Annotated in this window: 24 protein-coding genes; 9 read left to right on the top strand and 15 right to left on the bottom strand. The window is 45.4% G+C overall.

The window, feature by feature from the left end:
• Positions 1-115: 115 nt before the first annotated feature.
• Together NDI42_RS04830 and NDI42_RS04825 are read right to left on the bottom strand one after the other, a co-directional pair.
• Complete coding sequence (locus tag NDI42_RS04830) at positions 116-394, bottom strand: Txe/YoeB family addiction module toxin (RefSeq protein ID WP_190458363.1); 279 nt, start codon at positions 392-394, stop codon at positions 116-118.
• Positions 378-665, bottom strand: a complete 288-nt coding sequence (locus tag NDI42_RS04825) for a type II toxin-antitoxin system prevent-host-death family antitoxin (protein ID WP_190458361.1) — start codon at positions 663-665, stop codon at positions 378-380. Before NDI42_RS04825 ends, NDI42_RS04830 begins: the two co-directional genes overlap by 17 nt.
• A 180-nt stretch (positions 666-845) precedes the next feature.
• Here NDI42_RS04825 and NDI42_RS04820 point away from each other — a divergent pair, with 180 nt between their 5' ends.
• On the top strand, positions 846-1628 hold the full coding sequence (locus NDI42_RS04820) for a tetratricopeptide repeat protein (RefSeq protein ID WP_190458359.1): 783 nt from the start codon (positions 846-848) through the stop codon (positions 1626-1628).
• A gap of 57 nt (positions 1629-1685) precedes the next feature.
• Here NDI42_RS04820 and NDI42_RS04815 read toward each other — a convergent pair whose 3' ends face one another.
• From NDI42_RS04815 to bchB, 3 genes are all read right to left on the bottom strand, one after another.
• Complete coding sequence (locus NDI42_RS04815) at positions 1686-1943, bottom strand: hypothetical protein (RefSeq protein WP_190458357.1); 258 nt, start codon at positions 1941-1943, stop codon at positions 1686-1688.
• A 196-nt stretch (positions 1944-2139) separates the two neighbouring features.
• Positions 2140-2994 carry a DUF4351 domain-containing protein gene (locus tag NDI42_RS04810; RefSeq protein WP_190458355.1) on the bottom strand — a complete coding sequence of 285 codons (855 nt, stop codon included), beginning with the start codon at positions 2992-2994 and terminating at the stop codon, positions 2140-2142.
• A gap of 111 nt (positions 2995-3105) precedes the next feature.
• Positions 3106-4632: a ferredoxin:protochlorophyllide reductase (ATP-dependent) subunit B gene (gene bchB, locus NDI42_RS04805; RefSeq protein WP_190458354.1), complete on the bottom strand. Its 1527-nt coding sequence runs from the start codon at positions 4630-4632 to the stop codon at positions 3106-3108.
• 373 nt (positions 4633-5005) lie between these two features.
• Here bchB and NDI42_RS04800 point away from each other — a divergent pair, with 373 nt between their 5' ends.
• A complete protein-coding gene (locus NDI42_RS04800; protein ID WP_190458352.1) occupies positions 5006-5452 on the top strand; it encodes a DUF29 domain-containing protein in 447 nt (148 codons plus the stop codon).
• A 1-nt stretch (position 5453) separates the two neighbouring features.
• On the opposite strand, the gene rph is transcribed toward NDI42_RS04800, so the two are convergent.
• Together rph and NDI42_RS04790 are read right to left on the bottom strand one after the other, a co-directional pair.
• Positions 5454-6182 (bottom strand): ribonuclease PH, encoded by a 729-nt coding sequence (gene rph, locus NDI42_RS04795; RefSeq protein ID WP_190458350.1) that lies wholly within the window; start codon positions 6180-6182, stop codon positions 5454-5456.
• A 179-nt stretch (positions 6183-6361) separates the two neighbouring features.
• A complete protein-coding gene (locus NDI42_RS04790) occupies positions 6362-6916 on the bottom strand; it encodes an adenylate kinase (RefSeq protein WP_190458348.1) in 555 nt (184 codons plus the stop codon).
• A 225-nt stretch (positions 6917-7141) separates the two neighbouring features.
• Between NDI42_RS04790 and NDI42_RS04785 the strand changes: the two genes are divergently transcribed.
• From NDI42_RS04785 to thyX, 3 genes are read left to right on the top strand one after another with little or no spacing between them, the layout of a single operon-like run.
• Entirely contained in the window at positions 7142-7678 is a 537-nt protein-coding gene (locus NDI42_RS04785; protein ID WP_190458347.1) for a P-loop NTPase family protein, read from the top strand.
• 55 nt (positions 7679-7733) lie between these two features.
• Positions 7734-8315 (top strand): dCTP deaminase, encoded by a 582-nt coding sequence (gene dcd / locus NDI42_RS04780; RefSeq protein WP_190458345.1) that lies wholly within the window; start codon positions 7734-7736, stop codon positions 8313-8315.
• Between the two features lie 12 nt (positions 8316-8327).
• Positions 8328-9050 (top strand): FAD-dependent thymidylate synthase, encoded by a 723-nt coding sequence (gene thyX, locus NDI42_RS04775; protein ID WP_190458343.1) that lies wholly within the window; start codon positions 8328-8330, stop codon positions 9048-9050.
• Positions 9051-9074: 24 nt separating this feature from the next.
• Here the strand turns inward: thyX and NDI42_RS04770 are convergent, their stop codons facing one another.
• From NDI42_RS04770 to pilM, 7 genes are all read right to left on the bottom strand, one after another.
• Positions 9075-10538, bottom strand: a complete 1464-nt coding sequence (locus NDI42_RS04770) for a dihydrolipoyl dehydrogenase family protein (protein ID WP_190458341.1) — start codon at positions 10536-10538, stop codon at positions 9075-9077.
• Positions 10539-10621: 83 nt separating this feature from the next.
• Positions 10622-11704, bottom strand: a complete 1083-nt coding sequence (gene cobD, locus NDI42_RS04765; protein WP_190458339.1) for a threonine-phosphate decarboxylase CobD — start codon at positions 11702-11704, stop codon at positions 10622-10624.
• A 26-nt stretch (positions 11705-11730) separates the two neighbouring features.
• Positions 11731-12012, bottom strand: a complete 282-nt coding sequence (locus NDI42_RS04760; RefSeq protein WP_190417972.1) for an HU family DNA-binding protein — start codon at positions 12010-12012, stop codon at positions 11731-11733.
• A gap of 403 nt (positions 12013-12415) precedes the next feature.
• Positions 12416-15094, bottom strand: a complete 2679-nt coding sequence (locus NDI42_RS04755) for an AMIN domain-containing protein (RefSeq protein WP_313931452.1) — start codon at positions 15092-15094, stop codon at positions 12416-12418.
• Between the two features lie 82 nt (positions 15095-15176).
• Complete coding sequence (locus tag NDI42_RS04750) at positions 15177-15953, bottom strand: hypothetical protein (protein WP_190458337.1); 777 nt, start codon at positions 15951-15953, stop codon at positions 15177-15179.
• Positions 15950-16759, bottom strand: coding sequence for a PilN domain-containing protein (locus tag NDI42_RS04745; RefSeq protein WP_190458335.1), 810 nt, complete (start codon positions 16757-16759; stop codon positions 15950-15952). The genes NDI42_RS04750 and NDI42_RS04745 overlap by 4 nt, the downstream gene beginning before the upstream one ends.
• 4 nt (positions 16760-16763) lie before the next feature.
• Positions 16764-17867 carry a type IV pilus assembly protein PilM gene (gene pilM / locus NDI42_RS04740; protein ID WP_190458333.1) on the bottom strand — a complete coding sequence of 368 codons (1104 nt, stop codon included), beginning with the start codon at positions 17865-17867 and terminating at the stop codon, positions 16764-16766.
• 211 nt (positions 17868-18078) lie between these two features.
• Here pilM and NDI42_RS04735 point away from each other — a divergent pair, with 211 nt between their 5' ends.
• On the top strand, positions 18079-19359 hold the full coding sequence (locus NDI42_RS04735) for an ABC transporter substrate-binding protein (protein ID WP_190458457.1): 1281 nt from the start codon (positions 18079-18081) through the stop codon (positions 19357-19359).
• A gap of 35 nt (positions 19360-19394) precedes the next feature.
• Here the strand turns inward: NDI42_RS04735 and NDI42_RS04730 are convergent, their stop codons facing one another.
• Complete coding sequence (locus NDI42_RS04730) at positions 19395-20738, bottom strand: bifunctional folylpolyglutamate synthase/dihydrofolate synthase (protein WP_190458331.1); 1344 nt, start codon at positions 20736-20738, stop codon at positions 19395-19397.
• A 164-nt stretch (positions 20739-20902) separates the two neighbouring features.
• On the opposite strand from NDI42_RS04730, the gene NDI42_RS04725 reads away from it, so the two are divergent.
• The 3 genes from NDI42_RS04725 to NDI42_RS04715 all read left to right on the top strand — a co-directional run bounded on the left by NDI42_RS04725 (position 20903) and on the right by NDI42_RS04715 (position 24325).
• Positions 20903-21586 (top strand): hypothetical protein, encoded by a 684-nt coding sequence (locus tag NDI42_RS04725; protein ID WP_190458329.1) that lies wholly within the window; start codon positions 20903-20905, stop codon positions 21584-21586.
• Positions 21587-21627: 41 nt separating this feature from the next.
• Positions 21628-23544, top strand: a complete 1917-nt coding sequence (locus NDI42_RS04720; protein ID WP_190458327.1) for a P-loop NTPase family protein — start codon at positions 21628-21630, stop codon at positions 23542-23544.
• Positions 23545-23680: 136 nt separating this feature from the next.
• Entirely contained in the window at positions 23681-24325 is a 645-nt protein-coding gene (locus tag NDI42_RS04715; protein WP_190458325.1) for a Uma2 family endonuclease, read from the top strand.

Below are 24325 nucleotides of genomic sequence, written 5' to 3'. Positions count from 1 at the left end.
GAGGCGATCGCTCCTCCTCTTTATCCAAAGCCAATACACAAAACTATCATTCGGGATAAAGTGATCGCGTCTTGCTGGAGAGAATGCGATCGCGTTTTCAATAATGATATAGAGCTTAGAGAAAATCAATTCTGTCATCGCTGGCTAGGTAAACTATTCGGTGTTCCTCAGTCAGTCGCCGCGACCATGCGTTTGAGTCCATATATTTCAGCGGTTCTGGCTTACCAATTCCTGTAAAAGGATCTCGCATGATATCTTCAATCAGCTTAAAGGCCCGCAGCGCAGTTTTGCGGTTTGTCTTTACCCAATAGGCGAGGTCGTCCCGAAATTCTGGATGAAAAACCGCATCACGAGCCTTTGTTTCTTGGGGTTGCGGTTCATCCTTCTGAGTCAATCCCTAACTCCTGACGTAGGCTGTCAATACTCTGTGGTTCTAAAGTTCTAGCTTTGGCTCGTTCTAAAGCAGTTAGCAAACGTGCTGCATTTTTAGGTGAACGAAGTAAATAGACTGTTTCTAGCAAACTATCTAATTCGTCAGCAGCAATCAAGGCGACGCTTTCACCTTCGTGTCGAGTAATTATCACCACATCTCGATCTGCAACTACGTGATCGCACAGTTCGGCTAGGTTAGTACTAGCATTAGTGAACGTTGTCTGGTTGGACATGGTGGGTGATTCCCTCATGCTGTATACCTTTCCAGTACATAATAGCTGGCTGGATGGGTTGGAGGAGCGATCACGTCTTGCAGGAGATGAGATCAATTACAATATATTGCTTTGGAAGAGCAGGTATAGAATTAAGAATAAAATTTAATAATATCGACAGCAATAATAGGAAAGCAGCAAGTGAAAAATTTATTCAGTGTGTTTTTAACTGGGTGGGGAGACAGCAGTTTAGAGAGAGGAGATGCTAAGGGAGCGATTCAAACTCTCAATCAGGCAATTAGTCTCAATCCTGACAATCACCTTGCCTACTTTAAGAGAGGGTCTCTTCGTACTGAATTAGGAGACTATAGAGGAGCAGTAGAGGACTTTAACCAAGTGATACGGATTAATCCTAATGAAGTTACAGCTTATTTAAATAGAGGCTCTGCTTACCTTGAGCTTAAAAACTATAAAGCAGCAGTTGAGGACTTTAACCGAGTATTAGGTCTCAATCCAAATCATCTACTAGCTCGCTGTAACCGAGGACTTGCCTATTTAAAATCGGGTAACTACACAACAGCAATAGAAGACTTTACTGAAGCCGTTATTAATAACTCTAATCTAGGAGAAGCCTATATAAATAGAGGGCTTGCCTACGCGCTACTAGAAGATTACAAAAAAGCAATTGAAGATTTTACTCAGGTATTGCAACTCAATCCAAACAGTGCTGATGCTTACTACAATAGGGGGCTTGCCTATTGTCAAGTAGAAGACGTTAGAGGGGCGATTGAAGATTTTACACAGACATTAAGGCTATCTCCTAATTTTGCTCCAGCATATACATACCGTGGGTTGGTTCGTGCTGCTTTAGAAGACTCTAGAGGTGCGGTAGATGACTTGCATAAGGCTGCAAACCTTTTCCTTGAGCAAGGGAATATAGACAGTTACCAAAAAACATTAACCGCGATAAGAGAGATTGAGTAGTATCAACTACTGCACCAGTCTGTGTGATTGCACAAAAATTTATATGCAAGCTGAAGTCTATATTGCTTCTAAAGGAGGTCTTTGTGGCGGCAACCTATCCACGCGACTTGGGTTACTGAAATATTCTTGTAGCGCCTTGGCTTCACCTCCGGAAAACTCAAGACGTTCTTCAGTATGTGTTTTTAAGATGATAATGACACTTTCCCCCGACAAGTCAGCAGTAGCAATCATATCTGGATTAATGATACGATTGCCAACTCTAATAAATTTTTTTTGTAAATTTATTGAAGAAGTTGATAGTGATTTATCAGACATCAGTATTACCCTTAATAAATTATTATACTAACAGGAAGCTGTTCAGAAAAGTAAAGAACGAAGAGTAATCCTCATTCCTTATGATTATCAGCTAATCGCTAACTGCTAATTAAGTGACGACAGCTTCTTTGGTAGCTTACATCAATTCTAAGATGATTTCGGTAAAGCCGCAATCGCAGTTCAAACTCCAAAACGTTTATGCTTGATGCTGTGCTAGCCAAGTGGCTAGTTCTGTTTCATCCGAAAAGTCTAATAACGCTTCGCTTAATTCATCGAGAGCAGTTGCAGATAAGCTGTTTATTGTTGATCGTAAATCGGGAGCGATCGCGCCGATTCTTCGAGCCAGCAAACGATTAACAATTGTCAACTTTCCTTGTTGAATTCCTTCCTGTAAACTCTGTTCTACTCGCTCGACTCCCCAAGGTAGCATATTTCCATCATCCCACCACCGTAACCAATTAGCAGTTACTTCTGCCTTTGTTCCCTGCCAAACTCCCAGAAATAAACCTATTGATGCGATCAAGTAACGTCCATTCGCATCGGGTTGTCGCAGTTGATAGTGTCCCTCTACTAAGTCATGGACTTCTAATGTCCCATGATTAGGGTCAAAAATTACATAAATTGGTACTTGTAAAATGCGCTCGTAAAAGTACCATTTTCCATAGGGATAAGTAGATTTAGCGGAATATTCACCCTGTTCGGTATCTGATAGAAACTCCATAACAACTGCTGGGATATCACCCTCTGCATGAGGCGTATAACTGCGGCGAATGGCTCCAGGTGCGACGGCTGGCACATTCGGAATGTAAACCCAGTCTGGTGCTTTTACAACTATTTTCTCGTTCACATTGGCACAAATACCAAAGTTTGAAGCTATCAGCATGGATGCAGTGATAAAGCCAGCAATTTCTAGAATTTCTCGCAGCGCCGATGCTAATAAAGGGTGATAAATGTTTTCCACTGGCTCGTCAGGTAATTGAAAGTCATCGGGTAATTTTTCCCATTTGATAGTGTAGGATGTTTTAGAAATTGCTACTTGAGTTTGAGTCATATATCTTACCTTTTTATTAATAAAAAAGACATAAATTTAATATTAAATTTATTATAAAATAGCAGCCAGCTTTTAGGGCTGACTGCTAAATGTTAATGGCTGACTGCCGAATTACGCGCCGACTGCTTCTTTAGCTGCATACATCACTTCTAGGGTGATGACGTTGAAGCCGCGATCGCGTGCAAATTTCTCGGTGTTGCGCTTCACTTTGCCGCGCACGAAACCAGGAACTTTGTTGAGTTCTGCTTGTGCTTCTTTATTCCAGCCGAGGTCAGAACCAGCAGAAATCCCCTTGGTAATCACTTCCTTGGTGTCGTGTCCGCCGAAGATTTCCAAGAGGTGATCTTCCATTCCCAAAGTGAAGGAATTGTAGATCAAATCTGTAATTTGATTGGTGCCTTCGTAACCGCAGAATGGCTTGTAACCGATGGGGAAATTCTGCACGTGAATCGGTGCTGCAATGACGCCGCAGGGAATATTTAGACGCTTACCGACGTGACGTTCCATTTGGGTACCGAAGATGGCAGAAGGTTCCACACGAGCGATCGCATCCCCAATTTGACCATGATCTTCGGTGACAATTACTTCATCGCAGTATTCGCCCACCTGCTCTTTGAACCACTCAGCATCGTACTTACAATAAGTACCCGCCCAAACAACGTGAATTCCCATTTCTCTTGACAGAATTTTGGTGATAGCGGCGGCGTGGGTGCTGTCGCCAAACACCACAGCTTTCTTACCTGTCAAGTTTTGGCAGTCAATTGAACGGGAGAACCAAGCAGCTTGCGAAACGTGCAAAGTTTGCTCGTTGATGTAGTCTGTGTAGTCAACATCTGCGCCTTGAGCGTTAATTATTTCCTGAATTTTGCGGATGCAACGCGCTGTTTCTACCACACCCATCGGCGTAATATCTACATAAGGCATCCCAAATTCTTGCTCTAGGTAACGAGCCGCCATTGGCCCGATTTCGCGGTAAGGAACCAGGTTAAACCAGGCTTTCGGCAAATTCTTGAGGTTGTGAACCGATGCGCCTTCGGGAATTACCTCGTTTACCTGAATTCCCAAATCAACCATCAACCGCTTTAACTCGGTGCAGTCGTGGTGATTGTGGAATCCGAGGCTGGAAATTCCGAGAATGTTGACTGAGGGCTTTTCAGTTTTCCCTTCTGGTAAATCGCCTTTTTTCCGGGCTTTCTCGATGTAAAGCTGGACGATTTGCCGCAGGGTGATGTCGGCTGCTTGCAGTTCATTGACGCGGTAGTGGTTCACGTCCGCCAGCATCACGTCTGACTTGGTTTCTATGGAAGCTCGTTCTACAAAGTTTTCCAGGTCTTCTTGGAGAATGCTGCTGGTGCAGGTGGGAGTTAAAACAATCAGGTCTGGGTGTTCCTCAACGTCTTTGCGGGTGATGTTGTCCACCACCTTTTCCTGGGAGCCACGCGCCAAAACGTTCCGGTCAACGGAACTGATGGTAACTGGGGTGAAGTTGCGATCGCGCTCTAGCATCGAGCGCATGACGTTGAAGTAGTCATCCCCAATCGGCGCGTGCATGATCGCATGGACGTTCTTAAAGGAACTGGAGACCCGCAGAGTGCCAATGTGCGCGGGGCCTGCATACATCCAGTAAGCCAATTTCATAGAGTTCTCCCTTATGGTGATTCCTAATTTTGTGTCTGGAGGCGGCTGAAATAGTTGATTGCAAAGGCTTATTGTCTCAGATTCTCTCAAACATCAATGCGGCTGTGCTTTAGAGAAATTGTTAACCTCGTCAACATGGAAAAGAGGTTGTAATGCGGGATACAGGCTTTGTTGAGTGCGATCGCGCTTCCCTGTCATCGCAATTAATCTTAATTTTTTTCCACATTCCGTTTCAATTACCACCTAGTATTTCCATAGTAACTATAGGCTTATATCTATATAATCGGTAGTGGAAGCAATTTTAAAATCATAAATATATTAAAAAGTCAACAGCTCATTAGCTTAAGAGCGTGATAACTGATACGAGGTCGTAATGCAAACTAAACAGGATTGGGAATGGCTTGCTGCAAGTTCTGAGTATCAAACTGCGATCGCAGTCCAAGAACTTTTGAGAGAGGAAAAATGGATGGAAGCAAGCGAGGGTTTAGCTTTTTTAATTGAATCAATGGGAAAATCAAAAAGATTGGCGCTGAAAAGTCAGCTAATTCGGCTGATGAGCCACGTAATTAAGTGGAAGTGTCAACCAGGGCTACGTAGTGCTAGTTGGAGCATTAGTATTCGTTCGGCTCGTCTAGAGATTGAAGATATTCAAGAGGAAGTTCCTAGCTTGAATCGAAATTTTATTGAGTCTATCTGGGATAAATCCTTTAGTAGAGCAGTCAAAAACGCTGAGGAGGAAATGGGAATGAAATGTCAATTAACCTCACTTTCTTGGGAAGAGGTATTTGACGAAAAATACAGCTTGTTAGCAGAAAATTAATTTAGCTAAATGCAGTTTTTAAAGCTTCGCGCTGTGCTATCAGCATTTCTTGAATACCCTTTTCTGCTAAGTCCAACATTTGATTCATCTGAGTGCGGTTAAAAGTTCCTTCCTCCGCAGTTCCTTGAACTTCAATTACGCCCAGATGTTCGTTCATCACCACGTTGAAATCTACCTCAGCGCCAACATCTTCAACGTAGTTCAAATCCAAAAATGGCTCACCTTCTAAAAGTCCAACTGACACAGCAGCGATTTGATGACGAATAGGCGATCGCTCCAACTCTCCCATCTGCACCAATTTATCCAAGGCATCTGCAAGCGCCACAAATCCGCCTGTAATCGACGTTGTACGAGTTCCCGCATCCGCCTGTAAAACATCCGCATCCACAGTCACCGTGCGTTCTCCCAGCGCCTCCAAATCCAGAGATGCCCGGAGACTGCGCCCAATCAATCGCTGAATCTCTTGAGTGCGTCCAGACAGCTTGAGAAATTCCCGTTCTTGGCGTTGGGGTGTGGCGCTTGGTAACATTCGGTACTCAGCAGTTAGCCAGCCTTTACCGCTACCTTCTAAGAACTTGGGAACACCCTTTTGAATAGTCACGCTACACAGAACATGGGTATCGCCGCAGCTAGTCAGAACCGAACCCGCGGCAAATCGGGTGAACATTCGCTCAAAACGAATCGGACGAAGTTGATCAGGTTGCCGACCATCAGGACGTTGCCAAGACATCGCACTTGCCTCAAAATCCTTGATTAGAATACAGCAGTTAGTGGTCAGTTTAGCGTAACTAATCGTTTGCAGCCTTAAATTACTTTTTAAGCGCAAAGGTTCGCAAAGGACTCTGCGAACCTTTGCCTTAGCGAAGCGACAGCGCTACCTCTGCGTTTAAAAATCTTCTCTGCTGAAAGCTAACTAAGATTAAGTTTTTGTAAAATCTCGTGCTGTACTTGCTCTGGAGTTTGGTCGCCGTTGACGGTTAACAGGCGCTGACGATGTTCGTAATATTCCAATATGGGGATAGTGCGCTCTTGGAATAAATCGATGCGGCGCTGTACGATTTCTGGTAAATCATCGGGACGCGATCGCTCTAAGGAACGGCTCATCAACACTGATTCTGGCACCTCCAACCAAATTGCCCAGTCCAGTTGTTGCCCCAAATCGTCCAAGAGAAAATCTAACTCTTCTGCTTGGAAAGCGGTACGCGGATATCCATCCAACAGCCAACCAGCCGTTACATCCGGCTGTAGGAGGCGCTGGCGCATGAATTCAATCATAGTTGGGTCGGGTACTAGCTCGCCTTTTTCCACATAAGGCTGGGCTTCTAGACCTAGTGGAGTAGCAGTAGCGATCGCTTGTCGCAAGATGTCCCCAGTAGCAATGCCAGGGATATTCAGTTGGCTGCATAACCGTGCCGCCAGTGTTCCCTTACCTGCCCCTGGCCCTCCCAAAATTACCAGTCTCACTGCACCTTGCTCCTGCTGCGATCAAATCATGCTTAAGTATTGGCTATTTTGCCATCTATCGCGTACCGAGCGTGACTGCTTTGGCAAGCAGCAACATCACACCCACCTATTGACGGATAAATATATCTAGTGTTTGATTATGATGCAAAATATAAAAGCACACTACATATCGTTTGCCCTTGATAATTTTTCTTTGGCAAGCCATGTACCCTTAAACATCGCCCTATGGTTGCTCAGTTAGAAAGCCCTACTCTCAATTCCACGCCACGCTTACCTTATACCGTTCAAGGGCTGGTACAAGTATTCACCAGTTCTCACCGCAATTTTTTTACAACCGTGATGGCGCAAGCCCTACGAATCGCGGGGCAAGGAACTCCAGTTTTAGTGGTACAGTTCCTCAAAGGCGGAATTGGTCAGGGACACGAGCATCCGATGCAGCTAGGGCAAAATCTAGATTGGATTCGCTGCGATCTTCCCCGTTGTATTGACACGCCACACCTCGAAGAAGCAGAAACTCACTCGTTACTTCAGTTATGGCAGCATACACAAAATGTAGTGTACGAGGGCAAATATTCTCTCGTGGTTCTGGATGAATTGAGTTTGGCGATTAACTTTGGCTTAATTCCCGAATCTGAGGTACTGGCTTTTTTAGAAAAACGCCCCGCCCATGTCGATATCATTTTGACAGGGCCAGAAATGCCCCACGTGCTTCTGGAGGTTGCAGATCAAATTACCGAGATACGCCGGAGTCACAGACCCTGAAAAATGTACTCACTTCACGATATCCTAGTATTCCGATTGGGATTACTTGCGAACTGTGATTAAGAACGATATCTGGATTACTCAAATGGCTCAGAAGGGTCTTATCTCTCCTTTTGAGCCTAAATTGGTTCGTCGTGTCAACGATATGCCTGTTATTTCCTTTGGTTTGAGTAGCTTTGGCTACGATATCAGACTATCGCCTTTGGAATTTCGTATATTTAGGCATATTCCAGGCACAATAGTCGATCCAAAAAACTTTAATCCTGAAAATTTGGAGCAAACAAAACTCCACACTGACGCTAATGGTAGCTATTTTATACTGCCAGCTCACACCTATGGATTAGGGGTGGCTTTGGAGAAGCTGGAAGTACCTGAAAATATCACCGTGCTTTGCATTGGTAAAAGCACTTATGCACGATGCGGTATTATCTGCAATTTGACACCTGCTGAAGCTGGTTGGAGAGGACATTTAACTCTTGAAGTTTCTAATTCATCGAGTGCAGATTGCCGGATATATCCAAATGAAGGAATTGTGCAGTTGCTATTTTTTGAAGGTAGTCCTTGCGAGGTAAGCTATGAATCTCGTCAGGGTAAGTATCAGGATCAGCCTGAAAAAATAGTAATAGCGAAAGTATAAGGTAATGCTAATATGAAATATTTTCGGGTAGACGTAGTTGCTGCCACGCCTAATCCTCAACAAGTGATTTGGGCAGCAATGCACCAAGATTACGCAGAAGAATATGTTTGGAACGGTCGCGATCGCTGGCCTGATGAAGAACAAAGCGGCGAACTGATTGTTAAACATTTATTATCAGGCGATCGCGGTCATTACGGCCCTCTAGAACATCCTCAAATTACAGTGAATGTGGGTTATTTCCCCCACTCAATGATGCAGCAACTCCGTACTCATCGTGTAGGAGTATCTTTTGATGTACAATCCTTCCGTTATACAGGACAGAGAGTTGTTGATGTAGTAGAGGGGAAATTGGACATAGAAGAAGTTTTCTATATGCGTCCAGTTGGGAACTACACTAATCGTCAAGGAAAGCGTTATTTCTATTCGGAAGAACAACGTCAGGATGATTTGCAATGGTGCAAAGATGCCTGCAAACATTATAAAAAACGAATTGATCAAGGGCTTTCTGAGGAACACGCTAGAAGTATTATTCCTTTTGATGCAAGACAGCATTTCGTACTGAGTTGTAATGTGCGATCGCTACTTCATTTACTAGACTTGAGATGGAAAAAAGATGCTCAACTAGAAGCACAAAAGTTTTGCGAACTAATTTGGGTTCACTTTGAAGAATGGACTCCAGCGATCGCTAAGTGGTATTCTGACAACCGCGCACACAAGGCAAAATTAGCTCCTTAGCTTGCAAAAATTACATTGATGTGTTTAAAAAGAACGCGATCGCCGGAAATTAAAAAAGCCTTCGAGGAAATCTTGCAATCCAGTATTCTTGCTGAGTCGCTGTTGATGCCACTCTTGCGCGGTTTGGTAAATAATTTCTGACAGGGTGGAAGAAATGGGAGGCAACTGCAACAAAGCATTCACCTTGATTTTCTGCTGTATCGCCAAAGCAATGATGTGAATCAATTCATCAGCTTGAGTTCCGACGATGCAGCTGCCGAGAATTTGCCCATTGCGACGCAAAATAAGTTTACAAAACCCGGTGGTTTCCCCCAACATCTGGGCTTTACTTGCAGATTTGAAATATTGCCGCAACACTACGACATCCTTAACATAGATGCGTCTGGCTTGCTCCTCTGTTAAACCAACTCGTGCCAAGATGGGGTCAGAAAAAACCGCTGTGGGAATGCCGCGATAGTTTGCTTTGAAGATGGGCAAAAATAAGGCATTTTTCAGGGCGATGCTGGCTTCGTACTGGGCGATGTGAGGAAGCTGATGACCACCAGCAACGTCTCCACAGGCGTATATCCGGGGATTACTGGTTTGTAGCTTCTCGTTCACCTGAATCCCATGCCGATTCATCTTCACCCCAACGCCTTCCAAATTTAAGGATTTGATGGGCTGCGATGATGGCGTACACAGCAAAATTTCATCAGTTTCGATAGCTTTGTTACCAGCTAAAACCCACTTTCTGCCATCAATCTGTTTTACTTGTGTCACGTCTGTTTGCGTCAGGATGCGGACACCCTCGGCTTCCAGTTGCGCTTGAATTAGCCTAGCCGCCTCTGGGTCTTCTTTGGCTAAGATGTGGGAACTACGCGCCACCAAAGTAACATCTGCACCCAACCGCGCTAAAATCTGCGCCATTTCGGTGCCAGTTGCGCCGCCGCCAATCACTACCCACTCTTTGGGTAGTTTTTCGGGGAATTTCTGCTGCCAATCTGCTGGTGTCAGATAGCCACTAGATTGTAGTCCGTCGATTTCGGTTGTTGCTTTATTTGAACCTGTGGCAATTAGGTAGGCACGCGATCGCAATCTCCGCCCGTTGACGACAAAGCCGAGGTAAGGTTTGCGGCAAAATTCCCCCTCACCAATAATTACATCAACGCCCAAAGAAGCCAAAACTGCTGGCGAATTCTGTTCTTCTAAGGTGGAGACAACGCCCGATGCCCAACTAATTGCCTCGCTAAATCGAATCTCCGGGATTTGCTGTGGGGAAGTTGCATCAGCCTGATCCCAATAAACACCAAATTGATCGGCGTTACTCGTCTGCTGAAGTACTCGCCCAACCTGAGTTAAAGATTGGTTGTAGATACCAGAATGTAAGGACAACCCTGGCGGCGTATTTTCAATTAAGGCAACGCGGGCTTGCAGATGGGCAGCAGCAATTGCCGCATAGCGCCCTGCCTGTGTACCTCCTATTACAACTAAATCGTACTCAACTGCCATAATTAGTCATTTGTCAGTAGCTAATTGATAATAGCTAATTGCTAATTGTCAATTGCCAGTCTGACCTTAGTTATTAGCGATCGCTAATGGTTATTTACTCCGATTGCTGCCAAACCTGCGATTAGGCGCTGATTTTCCGCCTCGGAACGCACCGCCACCCGAAAGTAGCGATCGCCCAATTCTGGAAAACTCACACAATCACGAATCAGAATCTTACTCTGCTGGAGAAGTTTGGACTGTACCTGTGGGCTGGGTTCTTCTGACTCAACCAGTAAAAAATTAGCCGCACCCATGTAAGGATGCAACCCCGGGATATGCGCCAGCCCTTGAAACAGTTGTAACTTTGCGGGTTCCAACCAATTCCAAGTTTGCTGTTGAAATTCTGTATCCTGTACCGCAGCTATACCAGCAGCAGCAGCTAAAGTGTTGACAGGCCAAGGGTCGCGCCGAGTTTGCCAACGGCGGAGTCGGTCGGGGTGCGCGATCGCATAACCTAAGCGTAGCCCTGGCAGACTGTAGAACTTAGTTAGCGATCGCAATATCACCAAATTTGGGTAATCCTTTACCATTGAAATCAAACTTTGCTCTCGGTCTGGTGGCAGAAAATCCATAAAGGCTTCGTCCACCACCACTAAAGCAAATTGTTCCAAATATGGTATAATCTCATCCCTTGAAAACATCCGACCAGTGGGATTGTGCGGGTTATTAATTAATAAACCAGCCGAAGCTGGGTTGAAAGAGGCAAGACGCAAAAGCATCTCTTGCCCCAATTCCCAATTTCCAATTCCCAATTCCCAATTCAGCACTACCGCCTTAAACGCCAACAGCGATCGCCAGTAATCGCCAAAGGCAGGCGTTACCAGACAAGTTACTGCAAGGGATGACAAATCCCACCCAGCCCAAGTTAGCAACTCTGCCGAGCCATTACCCGGCAGAATCCAATCAGGCGCAAGTTGGTGTAGCTGACCCAGAGATAGCCGCAGATCGTGGTATTCCGGGTCAGGATAGGCTCCCAGGTACTGAATATGCGCCTCAATAGCCGCAAGTGCCGCTGGGGGAGGCCCCAACGGATTGATACTAGCCGAAAAATCAAGAATTAGGTGGGGGGAACAGCCTGCCAGTGAAGCTGCCCAGGCTAAGTTACCCCCGTGAACAGGTCGCCTCAAGGATTTTTGCCGCTTTAGATAAGCTGTTATTCTTCAGGCGCGACTTTTTCTTTAAACAATTTACCAGCAGAAAATGCTGGAACCTTAGTCGCGGGAATTTCCATCTTATCGCCAGTTTTAGGGTTACGTCCCTCACGAGCTTTGCGTTCCCGTGACTCAAAAGAGCCGAAGCCCACCAAAGTCACCTTATCGCCAGAAGAAACAGCTTCCATGATGGCTTCCAAAGCAGCACTCAAAACCGCGTCAGCTTGCTTCTTCGTGACATTAGCTTTATCTGCCACGGCATCAACCAATTCACCTTTATTCATGTTTCATCACTCCAAACGGTTTATACAAAACGTGCTTTTTGCACCTCTACAGTCTCAAAAAAGGGCTATAGGCACGGTTCTTCGAGAGGAATTTTAGCCTTAAAAAAGCTGAAACTCCCACGCCCTCGAAGTTTCACTGCATTATTCTAAAGTGTGGACGCTAGATATGGATCGTTGAAACCTTTAAGTTATGTGGATTTGAGGATTTTTTTTGATTAAGTCTATCTAATGGAGTATTTCTTAGAGTCCTCAACGCCAGTTTTGGGTTCAAAAACTCTCCCTATTCCACAAATAAGCCCCCTGTCTTCCGACAAGGGGCAGGGGGCGGGCTAACGACTAAAGTCGCTGGTACTTAAACCAAGCCCACCTACGCGGGCTTTCTCTAGTCACGAAATCTAGCCTCTTACTGACTCGGAGCGGGGAAACCCCTACGTTCCAATAGCTGACGCGCATTTTGCCCTGGGGTGTAGCTGTAGCCAAACGAGGAGCCAGCTGAGTCATCTAGAATCTGAGGTGTCAGCAACACAATCACCTCTTGTCGCTGATTCACGCGGTTAGTGCTTCTAAACAAAGCACCCAGGATCGGAATATCGCCTAAAATTGGCACCTTAGACACAGTAGTCCGGTCAGTGTCCTGAATAATACCTGAGAGAATCAAAGTCTGACCATCTCGCAGGCGAATTTGTCCAGAGTTAAGGTTGCGTACCGTCAGCAAAGCGATTTGGTTGGTGTCATTATCAACGACTATATTTTGCTGACCCCCAATCGCAGTTACTGTGGGATTGACAGCTAAAGTGATGAAACCATTATCATCAATCCGCTCCACTCTGATATTAAGAACTAAACCAGCTTGCTTAATTTCTGCGGTTACTGTTGTAGTTCTAACACCTTCGCTTGTTTCCGATTCGCTCCTGACGTTGCCAACTACTTCTTGAGTGAGATTGACAGTAGCAGACTGTCCTTCCTGAACAACCAGCGTCGGATCGGTCAAAATCTTAGCATTACCACTTTGTATTTGCGATCGCAATGCCGAGAGAAATCGACTGGGGAATTGGAAGAAGCTGGGAAGAGCAGAAGTAATTGTCCCTCGAGTTCCCGCCGTGGCGGTAGTAGTTGTTGTTGGAGGAGTCCCAGGAACAAAATTAGGCTGACCAGGAGTACCAACTTGAGGAGTCCCAGGAGTTACGGTGGTGGTAACTAAGTTGGGTGTTCCCGGTGTCACATCTGTGATACCTGTTTGGAATGGACTTCCTGAAACCCCTGCTCTACCTTGAAGAAAGGTTAGATTCTGTCCGGGTATCGTTGTAGGGATGTTGTTATTAACAAAAGGAGAAATTATGGTGGTGTCTACTCCCGTATTCGGAATCGGGCCTGTGCTCCTAGTGGGATCAAGGAAAATATTTCCACCTGCATAGGGGTTTGGGATAACAGTTGGAGTAACCTGACTCGCCTGCGTTTGCGATGCCGTAGGTGGAGTGACACCGCCATAATTGAATACTGCTGCGCCTCGGTCTACGTTAAAGAAAGCGTCTCCGATCCCGAAGGAGAAGCTGGTACCAAAATCACTGGTGTTTAATAAGTTGACATCAACCACCTTGACATTTACGGCAACTTGACGGCGGCGGGCATCCAACTGGGTCAGGAGACTGGTAGCGATTTCTACTTTGCGAGGCGGACCCACGAGGGTAATAGAATTCAGTCGCTCGTCGGCTGACACTGCTACCCCTCTGAGCAATAAGGGAGCATTTCCCTCTTGCGCTCTGAGCGCTAATATACTTGGCGTTCTAATTTCAACGGTTCGAGCGGCAGCTCCCTCTCCAATCGTCTGAATTTGAATTTGCTCTGTAGGGATTTGGGTTTCTGCGCCTTGGGTAGTCAGGAAGTTTGCCGCAGCTGTGACGGGAACTTGATTGAGTCGCAGGCTGCGTGCGATCACGTTCCGAGCGTCGTCGGGCAGTCTAGCACCTACGAAAATTGTGTTTCCAACTCGGTTTGCTTCTAAGCCGCTCAATTGGAGGACGGTGTTGAAGACATCTTGAACTGGCTCGTTTTCAATATCCAAGGAAATTGTGGGTCCGCTTTCTGCGGTTGCACCACCGGGAGCGGGAGCTGGTGCGGGTTGTCCAGGTTGACCTTGTGCCGCAGCTCCTGTAAAGGCAAGATTAAGACCCGCAGAACGGGCGAGTAATCCTAAAACTTCTCGGACGGGAGCATCGCGTAAGACTAAGCGGGGTACGCGCTCAGCTGTACCGAGATCGATGACCGTGGGGGCGGCGTTGGTGTTGGAGATGGTAATATCGCCGACTGGGGGCGCGATCGCTCTCGGTAAGAAAGGCGGTGCCGCAGTAACTGGTTGCACAGCCCCCGCTGCTGGTGCTGGAACCCCGTCAATTGTAATTTTCGGGTTTGGCACCAGAACGTCTGGGTTGGGGGTGGTTATAACTGGTTGAGCCGGAGGAACTACTGGTAGCGCTGGAGCCGCTTGCCCCGGCAGTGGCGCTGGAGCCAGCGGTGCTGCCGGGGCAAGTGGTGCTGCCGGGGCAAGTGGCGCTAGCGGCGGTGCAGCCTGAGCAATTGGCGCTGCTTTCTCTGGAAGAGGATCTTTAACTGGTGCCGAGTCGTTTGGAGTGGGAAGTGCGGCTTTTGTTGTACCTACAACTGGGTTAACGCTTAAGGTAATACCTCGTTCTTTATTCGAGCTAATTTCTCCAGATGGTGCTTTGTCTTCCCCGCTCACTATCACCCGGATGCTGTTGGCATCCTGCTGATTCACCACTATCGATGCGATGCCTGGAGCCGGGTTTTCCTGACGGAAACTCTCACCTTGAGGTAAGCTCAACTGGGTATTTGGCAAATCTGCCGTTAATTCATTTCCACGGCTAACTGTAAAAATCTGAGGGCTGATAACAGACTCCTTAGAGTCTTCGCCCTCAGATGTTTTTAGCACCACATCCACACCGTTAGCCGTGGGATTGAGCTGCACATCTGTTACTTGCGTAACAGATGCCATTACTCGTTGCGTTGCTGGCAAAACTAATGCCGAACCCAGCAAAATCCCACCCAATTTTGATAGCTGTTTCACTATTTTCTCCTCACACAAAAAACCAATTTCTGCATCTTAAATAACAGCTTTCATGCCGACTTTTCGGCACCATAAGCGCTGTTTACTGCGCCGGTGGTGGAGCCGCCGCTGCCGCTGCCTGTTTCGCTTCTTCCGCTGTCAATGGCAGCAGCACCTCTAGCTTAAAAGAGTTTTCAATTAAAGTTCTGTTGTTTGGTTTACCGCTTGGAATAATTTTTCCTTGGCGGTTGACCACAACTTTTTGTTGAGTCTCACTTTCAAGCATCCTTGCTTTATAGTCTTTTACTAACAGCAATTGCTGTAATCGTTCTAGACTTCTCATAACAGATTGGGTTTGCCCGTAGTCGCCTTCAAAAACTACGTTATACACCTTATGTTTGAGTTTTCCATTCACCTCTGCTCCCAACGAGCTATCAGTAATCACACCACTACTATTGGGAGTGCTGGCATCGTTTGGAGCTGGCTCAAATTTTGTCAACTTGGCACTTCTAGCTCTAACGAAGCGGTTGATATCCAGCATTATCGTATCCAAGTTTTTCTCATTTCCAAACATGGACATGACAGCGGTTTTTTGCTGTTTTGCCTGATTTAAGTTTACCTTTGCCTGTGCAAGCTGGTTCTGGAGCTGTTCTTGTTGTTTAATTTGTTCCTGCTTATTTTTCACATCGTTTTGCAGGGTTTGATACTGATCCCATGCAGGCAGCACCATATTAACACCCAGGTAAGCTGCTCCGAGTAACCCCAGTACGCCCAGTAAAGCACCGCTTACTGTGGGCGTGAAGGTAATTCCAAAGGCAGTGGGATATTCAGCTGCGTTATCCCCATCTTGAGATGGTAAAAAATCTGGATTAGCGGTCATTGTTGAAGCGCTCCTTTGTTCTGAAGGTTTCTAAGCCGAGTCACCAATCCTACTGCACCCTTGCGTTCCCACTCTCGGAGTAAGTCGGCAGCAGGGGCATTGCTAAGGCTGGTTTGAATTTTGTATTCCACCACTTTTGGCAATTTAATTTCTAATTTAGGGCCATTCCCCTCAGTTACGTTTTTAGGAAGTTCCACCTGGGTTGTGTTGTCTTTCAACTCAGCAATCACTATTTGGGTGTTGTCGCTGTTGAATAACTTAGACCGCTGCAACGTCAGTAAAAAGTCGTTTACGTGGTCGAAGCTGGGAGCTTTTCCGGTTATTAGAATGTTGGAGTTTGGTGGTTCAACTGTAGCACCGGGGCTGGGGGGAGCGGCGGCGGCAGCAGCTGCATCGGGGGCAATTTGTTCAATGGTGGTGATTTGCAATCCCAGGGGGACGCGATCGCGTATATCCTGTAAAATTGCTGACCAAGGATAAATTTCGTTAAAAACACTGGCGAGTGCCTTTGTCTCTCCTTGAACCGCCTGGGTTTCTTGATTTACTTGTTGAATTTGCTGCTCTAAGGCTTTGCCTTTATTGAGCTGCTCGTCCAATGTACCGCTGACCACAGTCAAGCGTTCTGTTTGGTTTTGCAGCAACAACCACAGTCCTCCCACCGCTGCTGGTAGCAGCAGACCAACTGCCAATCCCGCATAAAGCGGCAGCATCTTCTTACTATCAGGGGCTGATGATTTGCCACTGCCACGAGCGGGGCCTGGTACTATGCCACGATCCTTAAGAAAATTGATATCTAAGCTATACATCCCTTTAAACCTCTCTTAGTCCTAATCCCAAGACAACTCCTAATCCCGGTCTTTGCACTGGCGAAATTTCTTCTGTCACCTCCAAAGAGAGAGCAGCAACTGGGTCTACTTGCGTAGTTGGCAAGCTTAACCGTTGCGTGAAAAATTCATCCAGTTGTCCAATTCCTCCTCCAGGCCCTGCTAGTAGCAGCTGCGCCACTTCCAAATTTTCGCTCTGATTTAGATAAAAATCGATAGAGCGACGTAGTTCGTCGGCTAGCTCTCCTAAAACTCTCACCAAAGCAGCCATACCGGGATTGATGCCTGTTGCACCCGATCTGACGTTATCAACTGGCGTGTTGGGAATTGTCATCGCTTGCAGCGTTTCGGTGCTTCTCGATGTTGGTAAATTCATCGCCCGGTTAAGAGCAGTCTGAAGTTGGAACGTTCCAATGGGAACGGTGCGCGAGAATTGCGGCACTCCATCCACGATAATCGCAATTTCGGTGCTATCGAACTCTATATCCACCAATACAGCTGCTTCTTGAGGCCCAAATTGTCGCAATTGCTCTCGAATCGTCCGAATTAGGGCAAAGCTACTAATCTCCAACACATCGATTGTTAACCCAGCTTCCCGGAAAGTCTCGATATAGCTGTTTGTAATTTCCTTGGGAGTGGCAACTAGCAGCACCTGCACCTTTTCAATTCCATCTTCATCGGTGAAAAAGCCCAGCTTCTGATAGTCCACATCGGCTTCTTCCCGTGGGAATGGCAGATATAGACCTGCTTCGTGATCCAGCACCATTTCGCGCAACTCTCTATCATCGAGTTCGGCTGGTACTGGGATAACGCGCACTACTGCTTCTCGCCCGGAAACGGCTGTGGCAACGTTCTGGACTTTTATTTTACTTTCTGCCAGTGCCATCTTAATCAGTTCAGCTAGAGCCGGGGCATCTGCAATCTTGCCTTCTTGGAAGATTCCTTCGGGAACCTCTGTAGAGGACAGCGCTGCCAATTTGAATCCTTGACCCTGCTTGCGTAGCTGAGCAATATTAATCCGTTCCGGGGCGATTTCTATACCAATTCCTTTGGTACGTTTGGCTATTAATCCTTTAAAGCGGGTAAACATATTTTTTTGTTGGCTTTTCTTCGCAGCCCTGCGATCGCGTAGTAGGTGAGGGGATTGGGTTTAGGGAAATACAGACAGATTTATGGTACCCAATCTAGCTCATAAACACATCGGTAGAGACAAAACTACACCCCGAAAGATTCCATACATTAGATATACCTCATCGGGTAGTATAGATTACTTCTATTGCCAAAATGGGATTGCGATTTACATGAGCCGGATAAATACCTGGAGACGTTTGAGCATATTCGCCCTGTTGGGATTGATGCTCAGCTGGGTGATTAGTTGTAGCCCTAGTCCATCCTCCTCAGGAAACCCAGAAATTGAATTTTGGACGATGCAGCTACAACCACAGTTTACTGAGTATTTTCAAAAGCTGATTGCTAGCTTTGAAACTGAACATAAAAATGTCAAGGTGCTATGGGTAGATGTTCCCTGGAGTGCGATGGAGAGCAAAATCTTGACAGCGGTTTCGGCAAAAACGGCACCGGATGTGGTAAATCTAAATCCTGACTTCGCCTCCCAGCTGGCATCGCGCAATGCTTGGTTAGATTTGGATGCTAAAGTTCCTCAACAGGTACGCTCGGCATACTTACCTAATATATGGAAGGCAAGCACTCTCAATGACAAAAGTTTTGGCATTCCCTGGTATCTGACGACGCGGGTAACAATTTACAATACCGATCTGTTTAAAAAAGCTGGTATCAGTAAGCCACCAGCAACTTATACGGAATTGGCACAGGTTGCTGAAGCAATTAAAAAGAAAACTGGCAAGTATGCGTTTTTTGTGACGCTGGTTCCAGAAGATTCCGGGGAGGTGCTGGAGTCGTTGGTGCAGATGGGCGTTCAACTGGTGGATGCTGAAGGTAAGGCGGCTTTTAACACGCCCGCAGGTAAGGCGGCGTTTCAGTATTGGGTAGACCTTTATAAGAAGGGATACTTGCCGCAGGAAGTATTGACGCAAGGTCATAGACGTGCGGTAGAACTATACCAGGCTGGGGAGACGGCGCTGCTGGGGACGGGGGCGGAGTTTATGAATACGATTGAGAAGAATGCACCCGCTGTCGCGCAAGTGTCGGCTGCTGCACCGCAGATTACTGGCGAGACAGGTAAGAAAAATGTGGCGGTGATGAATTTGGTAGTTCCCCGCGACACTAATCGGCCGGATGATGCTTTGAAGTTTGCTTTGTATGTGACAAATACAGAAAATCAGCTGGCTTTTGCCAAAGCTGCGAATGTCCTACCTTCTACAGTTGAAGCACTAAAAGAGTATCAACGCCAATTAGCGGGTGATGCCAAAACATCGCCATTGGCACAAGCTCGCGCTATCAGTGCTAGAGATTTGCAAGACGCAGAGGTGCTGGTTCCGGCGATGAAGGATCTTAACAAGTTGCAGAAGGCAATTTATCAAAATTTGCAGGCGGCGATGTTGGGACAAAAGACGGTAGATCAAGCCGTGAGTGATGCGGCTTTAGCGTGGGATCAGAGGTAGTTTTTTAACGCAAAGTAACGCAGAGAACCTTTACGTTACTTTGCATATTTCAAGAAGTGACCTATTAGATATAGGGAACCGCACAAGACTATTAAATCATCTGGGGTAGCGATCGCTATGGCTGCTTCCAAGCCAGCTGTGAGTTCGGGATAGATGCGACAATGGGTTAATTGCGGGCAGATGTTTTGTGCAAGGGTGGCTAAAGATTCAGTTTCGGCTGAACTATGATCTGGTACGGGGACTAAGTAAAGTTTTTCGCCTTCTCTAAGTAAAGCTTTAAAAATATCTGCATGGTCTTTAGTTGAAAGCATCCCCATCACCCAATGTATGGGGGATTTTTCCAGTGTATCGACATACTGACGCAGAGCGATCGCAGCTGCTGGATTATGTGCGCCATCTATGAGTAATTGACGATTTTTCCAGGTTGTCCACTGGAGTCTTCCCAACCATTTAGTTTTTTCCATCCCTGATGCGATCGCTTGTTCGGTAATTTTCCAACCTTGTGAAGAGAGAATTTGGAAAGATGCGATCGCTAACGCCGAATTCAACAGCTGAAAATCTCCCAACAACGGCAAAGGATACCTTATCGATTTTGGATTTTCGACACCTTCCTTATTAAGGGGGGTATCGGAATTTGGATTGGATTCCAAATTTTCAATACCCCTATATTCCACCAATCTTTCTTTAGTCTGTGTCCTCTGCGCCTCAGCGGTTCGTAACTCTACCGCTGCTTGGGGGAAAACAGCAGGACAACCTAATTCCACAATCCGCTGTTTTACGACTGCGATCGCTTCCTCTGGCAATTGCCCAATTACTGCCGGACATCCTGGTTTGAGGATACCAGCTTTTTCTCTAGCGATGTCGGCTAGGGTAGGGCCTAGTACCTGCCAGTGTTCCCGACTGATGGAAGTTATGATGGTAACGAGAGGATTAGAGCATACATTCGTTGCATCCAAACGTCCTCCCAATCCGACTTCCACCACCGCGACATCTACTTCCTGCTGGTAAAAATACAACCACGCAGCAGCGGTGATGACTTCAAACTGAGTCGGTGACTCTTTACCTGGTTGGATAGCTGCTTGGACTTGTAGCAGCAATTCTCGCAGCGTTTCCAGGGAAATTGGCTGTTCGTTGAGACAAATACGCTCATTCCAATCAATTAAATGCGGGGAAGTGTAGCGTCCGACGCGATAACCCGCCTCTGTTAGAACTGCGGAGAGATAGGCACAAACTGAGCCTTTACCATTTGTTCCAGCGACATGAATAACTGGGACAGAGTGGTGCGGGTTGCCCAAATCGGTTAATAGTTTTTCAATGCGTTCTAGTCCAAGATGAACACCAAAACGTTGAAACGGTTGAAGAATTGAGTCGATATCCATGAGCAATTAATACTAATTTTTTTTAAAGATTTTATTTCTTGTGTAAATCAGCACAAGCATTCTCTAGCGCATTTACAGGCGATTTGCTAGATATGTGCGGTTATTATACGTTAGGTGGTTTTACCTGAGACGGTAATTTTTTCTAGTAACCAAGAATTATTAAGATGGCAACAACTAAAGGCTTACGGGGTACGGAAGACCAAGGGAAAACTCGCCTGCTGTTGGCGCTGTGGGATATGGGCGGAGCGAAGGCGGAAGTTAAGAAAGGTGAATTAACCCAACGAATTCAAAGAACAAATGAGAAAGCTGCGGACTATCAGGGCATTTTTCAAGAATTAGAAAAAGCCGGAGCGATCGCTATCTCCAAGAATAAGATATCCCTGTCTTCCGAAGGTGTCCAGTTGCTAGGCGAGAAACTCAAAAGTGGTGATTTCGAGTTTGACTCTCAAATAGGGGCAAAAACTGCTAATGCTTTGTTGAAGTGGCTCCGAGAGATGGGGACACTATCAAATGGTGCGACTGCTCCTGGTGTGCAAAGTAAGGCGGAAGCGAAAGCGATCGCATCCTACGACGAGTTTAAGCCTGTAGCGTTGGATGTTTACGATCGGCTTAATCGGAATTATAACCTGGACAATCTGGTGCCGATTTACCAGATTCGGCGGGAGATTGGGGAACGGGTAACGCGATCGCACTTCAACGAGTGGCTGCTGGAAATGCAAGCCAACGATCTTGTACAACTTATAGGTGGCGAGATGACAGACATCACACCTGATAAAGCTGAAGACTCCATCAAAACTGAACTTGGCGCAGTACGTTATTATGTCAAGCGCCTAAGTTCTAAAAATTGACCTAAATCCTTTTGTAAATTCGTTACCTCACACAATAAGCCATGACTAACTCTTCTGTTTCCTCCACTGAAGACCTTAACGCTGCTCTTTTGAGTCAAAACCCGTTTGCTAAGCCTCCTTATCTTAATGCAACTGATGTTTGGGGTAAGAGTTTCAGTGATGTTGAAACTCTTAATGCCCATGCTTCTAATGCAGTTTTTCAGGCACTTGAGCAAATTAGTGCTGGTCAATACTCAACAACTTCAATAGTCATCTCTGCTCAGGACGGAACAGGTAAAACTCACATTGTTAGCCGTATCCGCCATCGTCTACAAGTTCAGGGTGGTGGATTGTTTGTCTACGCTGGTAAATATGGTGATCTTTCCCAAATTAGGCAAGGATTTCAACGAATTTTAGCCGAAAGCCTTGGGAAGATTGGCTCTCAAGAGGTGACACAATGGCAGGAACTAGCAACAGAAATGACTAATCATGCTTTAAAAGCTGTCAAACCAAATCCTAAACTTTTTTCTCCTAAACAATTAGTTGAAAGATTTAAGACCAGCAAGCCACCTCAAGTCAAGAAATTGGTAAAGGATTTAACAAAAGCATTTCCGAAAGCTAAAGATATTAACGATCCTGATATTGTCAAAGCGATTTTCTGGACACTTTCAGATGAAGAATCACTTTATGCAACCAAATGGTTAGAGGGTCAAGAACTAGCCCAGTATAAATCTATTGAATTAGAATTACCTACCCAGCGTCAATCTTTTGATGCAGTTCTGCAAATCCTAGATTTAATTAGTGAATACAAGGAACTCGTTATTTGTTTTGATGAGTTAGATATGCCTGATGCCTACGATGCTATTAGCGGCTTACACATAAGCCAAATCGTTGCTGGTTTAATCAAAGATATGTTGCAAAATCTCAGTCGTGGTCTAATTTTAAGCGTAATGATGCCTAATCAATGGAGTAATAAAGTAAAGCAGCTACCTGGTGGGGTTTATAATAAGGTTTCTGCTCAGGGGAATCCTATTGAATTAAAGTACATGGACGGAGAATCTATTGTTGAATTAGTTACTTTGTCGTTGAAAAATTATTACGAAGTACGAAACTTAGTTCCTTCCGATCCACTTTATCCATTTACAGAAAGCCAACTCCGCAACCTTGGTAAAGAAAAACCAACCATTAGAGAGGTTTTAGATTGGTGCAAAAAGAACTGTAATCCTCCGATTATAGGACAGGTTGTCAAAGAAGAAGATCCAGTTGAAACTGCTTTTACAAAAGAGCTTGAGCAAGACCCAGAAAATTATTTAGATGATAATTTCCAACTTGCTGATGCTCTTTTATTTGGCTTTCAGACATTCATTGGTCAGACAGTAGAAAGAGTAACAATTGAAGAGGTTACAGATAAAGTCTGTAAAAATAAAACGGATAAGCACCTCAATTTCAAGATAATTGGCAAAGAAAACGGACAACCTGTAAAAATTGGCGTTGCAGTTCTTCAGTATGCTGGTGGTGTCTCATTATCAACAGGTCTGGGCAAGCTGAATGACTATAAAAAGTTTGATTTAACTAGAGGTTGTTTAGTTCGTTCCAGGTCTAAGAAAATGACTAAACCTATGGAATCCAAGTATCTTGAACCTCTAATAAGAGAAAAAGGTGGAGAATTTGTGGAACTCAAAGAAGATGAGATAAAACCTCTAATAGCTATTCGTGCTGTTCATCAAAAGCGAGAAGTGGACTATAAGTTAAGTGAGGCTGAAATTATTAAGTTCATCACTGAGAAAGGGGCTGACAAAATGCTGGGACCTAGTAACCCTCTGCTTAAAGAGATTCTCAGCGATCCATCTTATGAGGTGCCTACGGATATGATTGAAGAAGAACCCGTAGTTTCAGAGCAGCCTATGATGGTTGATGTATCTGAATCAGACAACATAGAAGAAGGAATCAACACCTTATTCAACAAAATTAATGCTTGATCTCCTGGCTATAGCAGTCCTAAATGCTTTGTGAAGACAAAATACCCGACTTATCTAAAAAGTCAGGTATTTGAAGGACTAGCATCTCACAACTCAAATAGGATTGCTATATAAGTTGAGTGCAAAAGAGAAATTTATGAGTACCATGCGGACAAAACTACCGACTGATACTTGGGTTGTAGCTACATGGAATGAATTTATCCAAACCGTTGAAGACCCAGCTTATCAAAAAGCTAAAGGCTACTACTACAATGGACGAATGAGGATTGAAACTATGTCAGTAGGCCCTGATCATGCAAAAGATAATGGGATTATTGCTATTGCTGTCACCTTATTCGCCGCTCTCAAAAACATCCCACTGAATTGCTTGGATAACTGTAGCTACCGGAAAACAGGTGTTCGAGAGTGCCAACCTGATGTATCTTACTATATCGGAGAACGGGCGCAAATGGTACCGACAGGAACAGCGATCGCTAATCTTGATGTTACTCCACCGCCAGATATAGCTATTGAAATTTCTGACAGTACCCTAGCTGATGACAAAGGCGAAAAACGGTTGCTTTATGAAGATATAAAAGTATCTGAATATTGGATAGTTGATGTGCAGCAAGCCGAAATAATTGCCTTTGAAATAATTTCTAGTGGTGGTAGTAGAAGAATTACTCAATCTCAAATATTACCAGGTTTAGAGATGGCAGTATTAGAAGAGACTCTGCGGCGCAGTCGTCAAATGGCACACTCTCAAGTTGTGGCTTGGTTATTAACTCAATTTCAACCATAA

Origin of the sequence: Funiculus sociatus GB2-C1, assembly GCF_039962115.1 — a bacterium.
GTDB lineage: Bacteria > Cyanobacteriota > Cyanobacteriia > Cyanobacteriales > FACHB-T130 > Funiculus > Funiculus sociatus.
Note: the sequence above shows the minus strand (reverse complement) of the source record. Positions and strands in the feature narration are given on the sequence as shown.

Excerpts from the sequence above, each read along its gene's own strand:
- NDI42_RS04825 (WP_190458361.1), bottom strand. The coding sequence starts at position 665 with ATGTCCAACCAGACAACGTTCACTAATGCTAGTACTAACCTAGCCGAA.
- NDI42_RS04815 (WP_190458357.1), bottom strand. The coding sequence starts at position 1,943 with ATGTCTGATAAATCACTATCAACTTCTTCAATAAATTTACAAAAAAAA.
- NDI42_RS04810 (WP_190458355.1), bottom strand. The coding sequence starts at position 2,994 with ATGACTCAAACTCAAGTAGCAATTTCTAAAACATCCTACACTATCAAA.
- bchB (WP_190458354.1), bottom strand. The coding sequence starts at position 4,632 with ATGAAATTGGCTTACTGGATGTATGCAGGCCCCGCGCACATTGGCACT.
- NDI42_RS04800 (WP_190458352.1), top strand. The coding sequence starts at position 5,006 with ATGCAAACTAAACAGGATTGGGAATGGCTTGCTGCAAGTTCTGAGTAT.
- rph (WP_190458350.1), bottom strand. The coding sequence starts at position 6,182 with ATGTCTTGGCAACGTCCTGATGGTCGGCAACCTGATCAACTTCGTCCG.
- NDI42_RS04785 (WP_190458347.1), top strand. The coding sequence starts at position 7,142 with ATGGTTGCTCAGTTAGAAAGCCCTACTCTCAATTCCACGCCACGCTTA.
- thyX (WP_190458343.1), top strand. The coding sequence starts at position 8,328 with ATGAAATATTTTCGGGTAGACGTAGTTGCTGCCACGCCTAATCCTCAA.
- NDI42_RS04770 (WP_190458341.1), bottom strand. The coding sequence starts at position 10,538 with ATGGCAGTTGAGTACGATTTAGTTGTAATAGGAGGTACACAGGCAGGG.
- NDI42_RS04760 (WP_190417972.1), bottom strand. The coding sequence starts at position 12,012 with ATGAATAAAGGTGAATTGGTTGATGCCGTGGCAGATAAAGCTAATGTC.
- NDI42_RS04750 (WP_190458337.1), bottom strand. The coding sequence starts at position 15,953 with ATGACCGCTAATCCAGATTTTTTACCATCTCAAGATGGGGATAACGCA.
- NDI42_RS04745 (WP_190458335.1), bottom strand. The coding sequence starts at position 16,759 with ATGTATAGCTTAGATATCAATTTTCTTAAGGATCGTGGCATAGTACCA.
- pilM (WP_190458333.1), bottom strand. The coding sequence starts at position 17,867 with ATGTTTACCCGCTTTAAAGGATTAATAGCCAAACGTACCAAAGGAATT.
- NDI42_RS04735 (WP_190458457.1), top strand. The coding sequence starts at position 18,079 with ATGAGCCGGATAAATACCTGGAGACGTTTGAGCATATTCGCCCTGTTG.
- NDI42_RS04730 (WP_190458331.1), bottom strand. The coding sequence starts at position 20,738 with ATGGATATCGACTCAATTCTTCAACCGTTTCAACGTTTTGGTGTTCAT.
- NDI42_RS04725 (WP_190458329.1), top strand. The coding sequence starts at position 20,903 with ATGGCAACAACTAAAGGCTTACGGGGTACGGAAGACCAAGGGAAAACT.
- NDI42_RS04720 (WP_190458327.1), top strand. The coding sequence starts at position 21,628 with ATGACTAACTCTTCTGTTTCCTCCACTGAAGACCTTAACGCTGCTCTT.
- NDI42_RS04715 (WP_190458325.1), top strand. The coding sequence starts at position 23,681 with ATGAGTACCATGCGGACAAAACTACCGACTGATACTTGGGTTGTAGCT.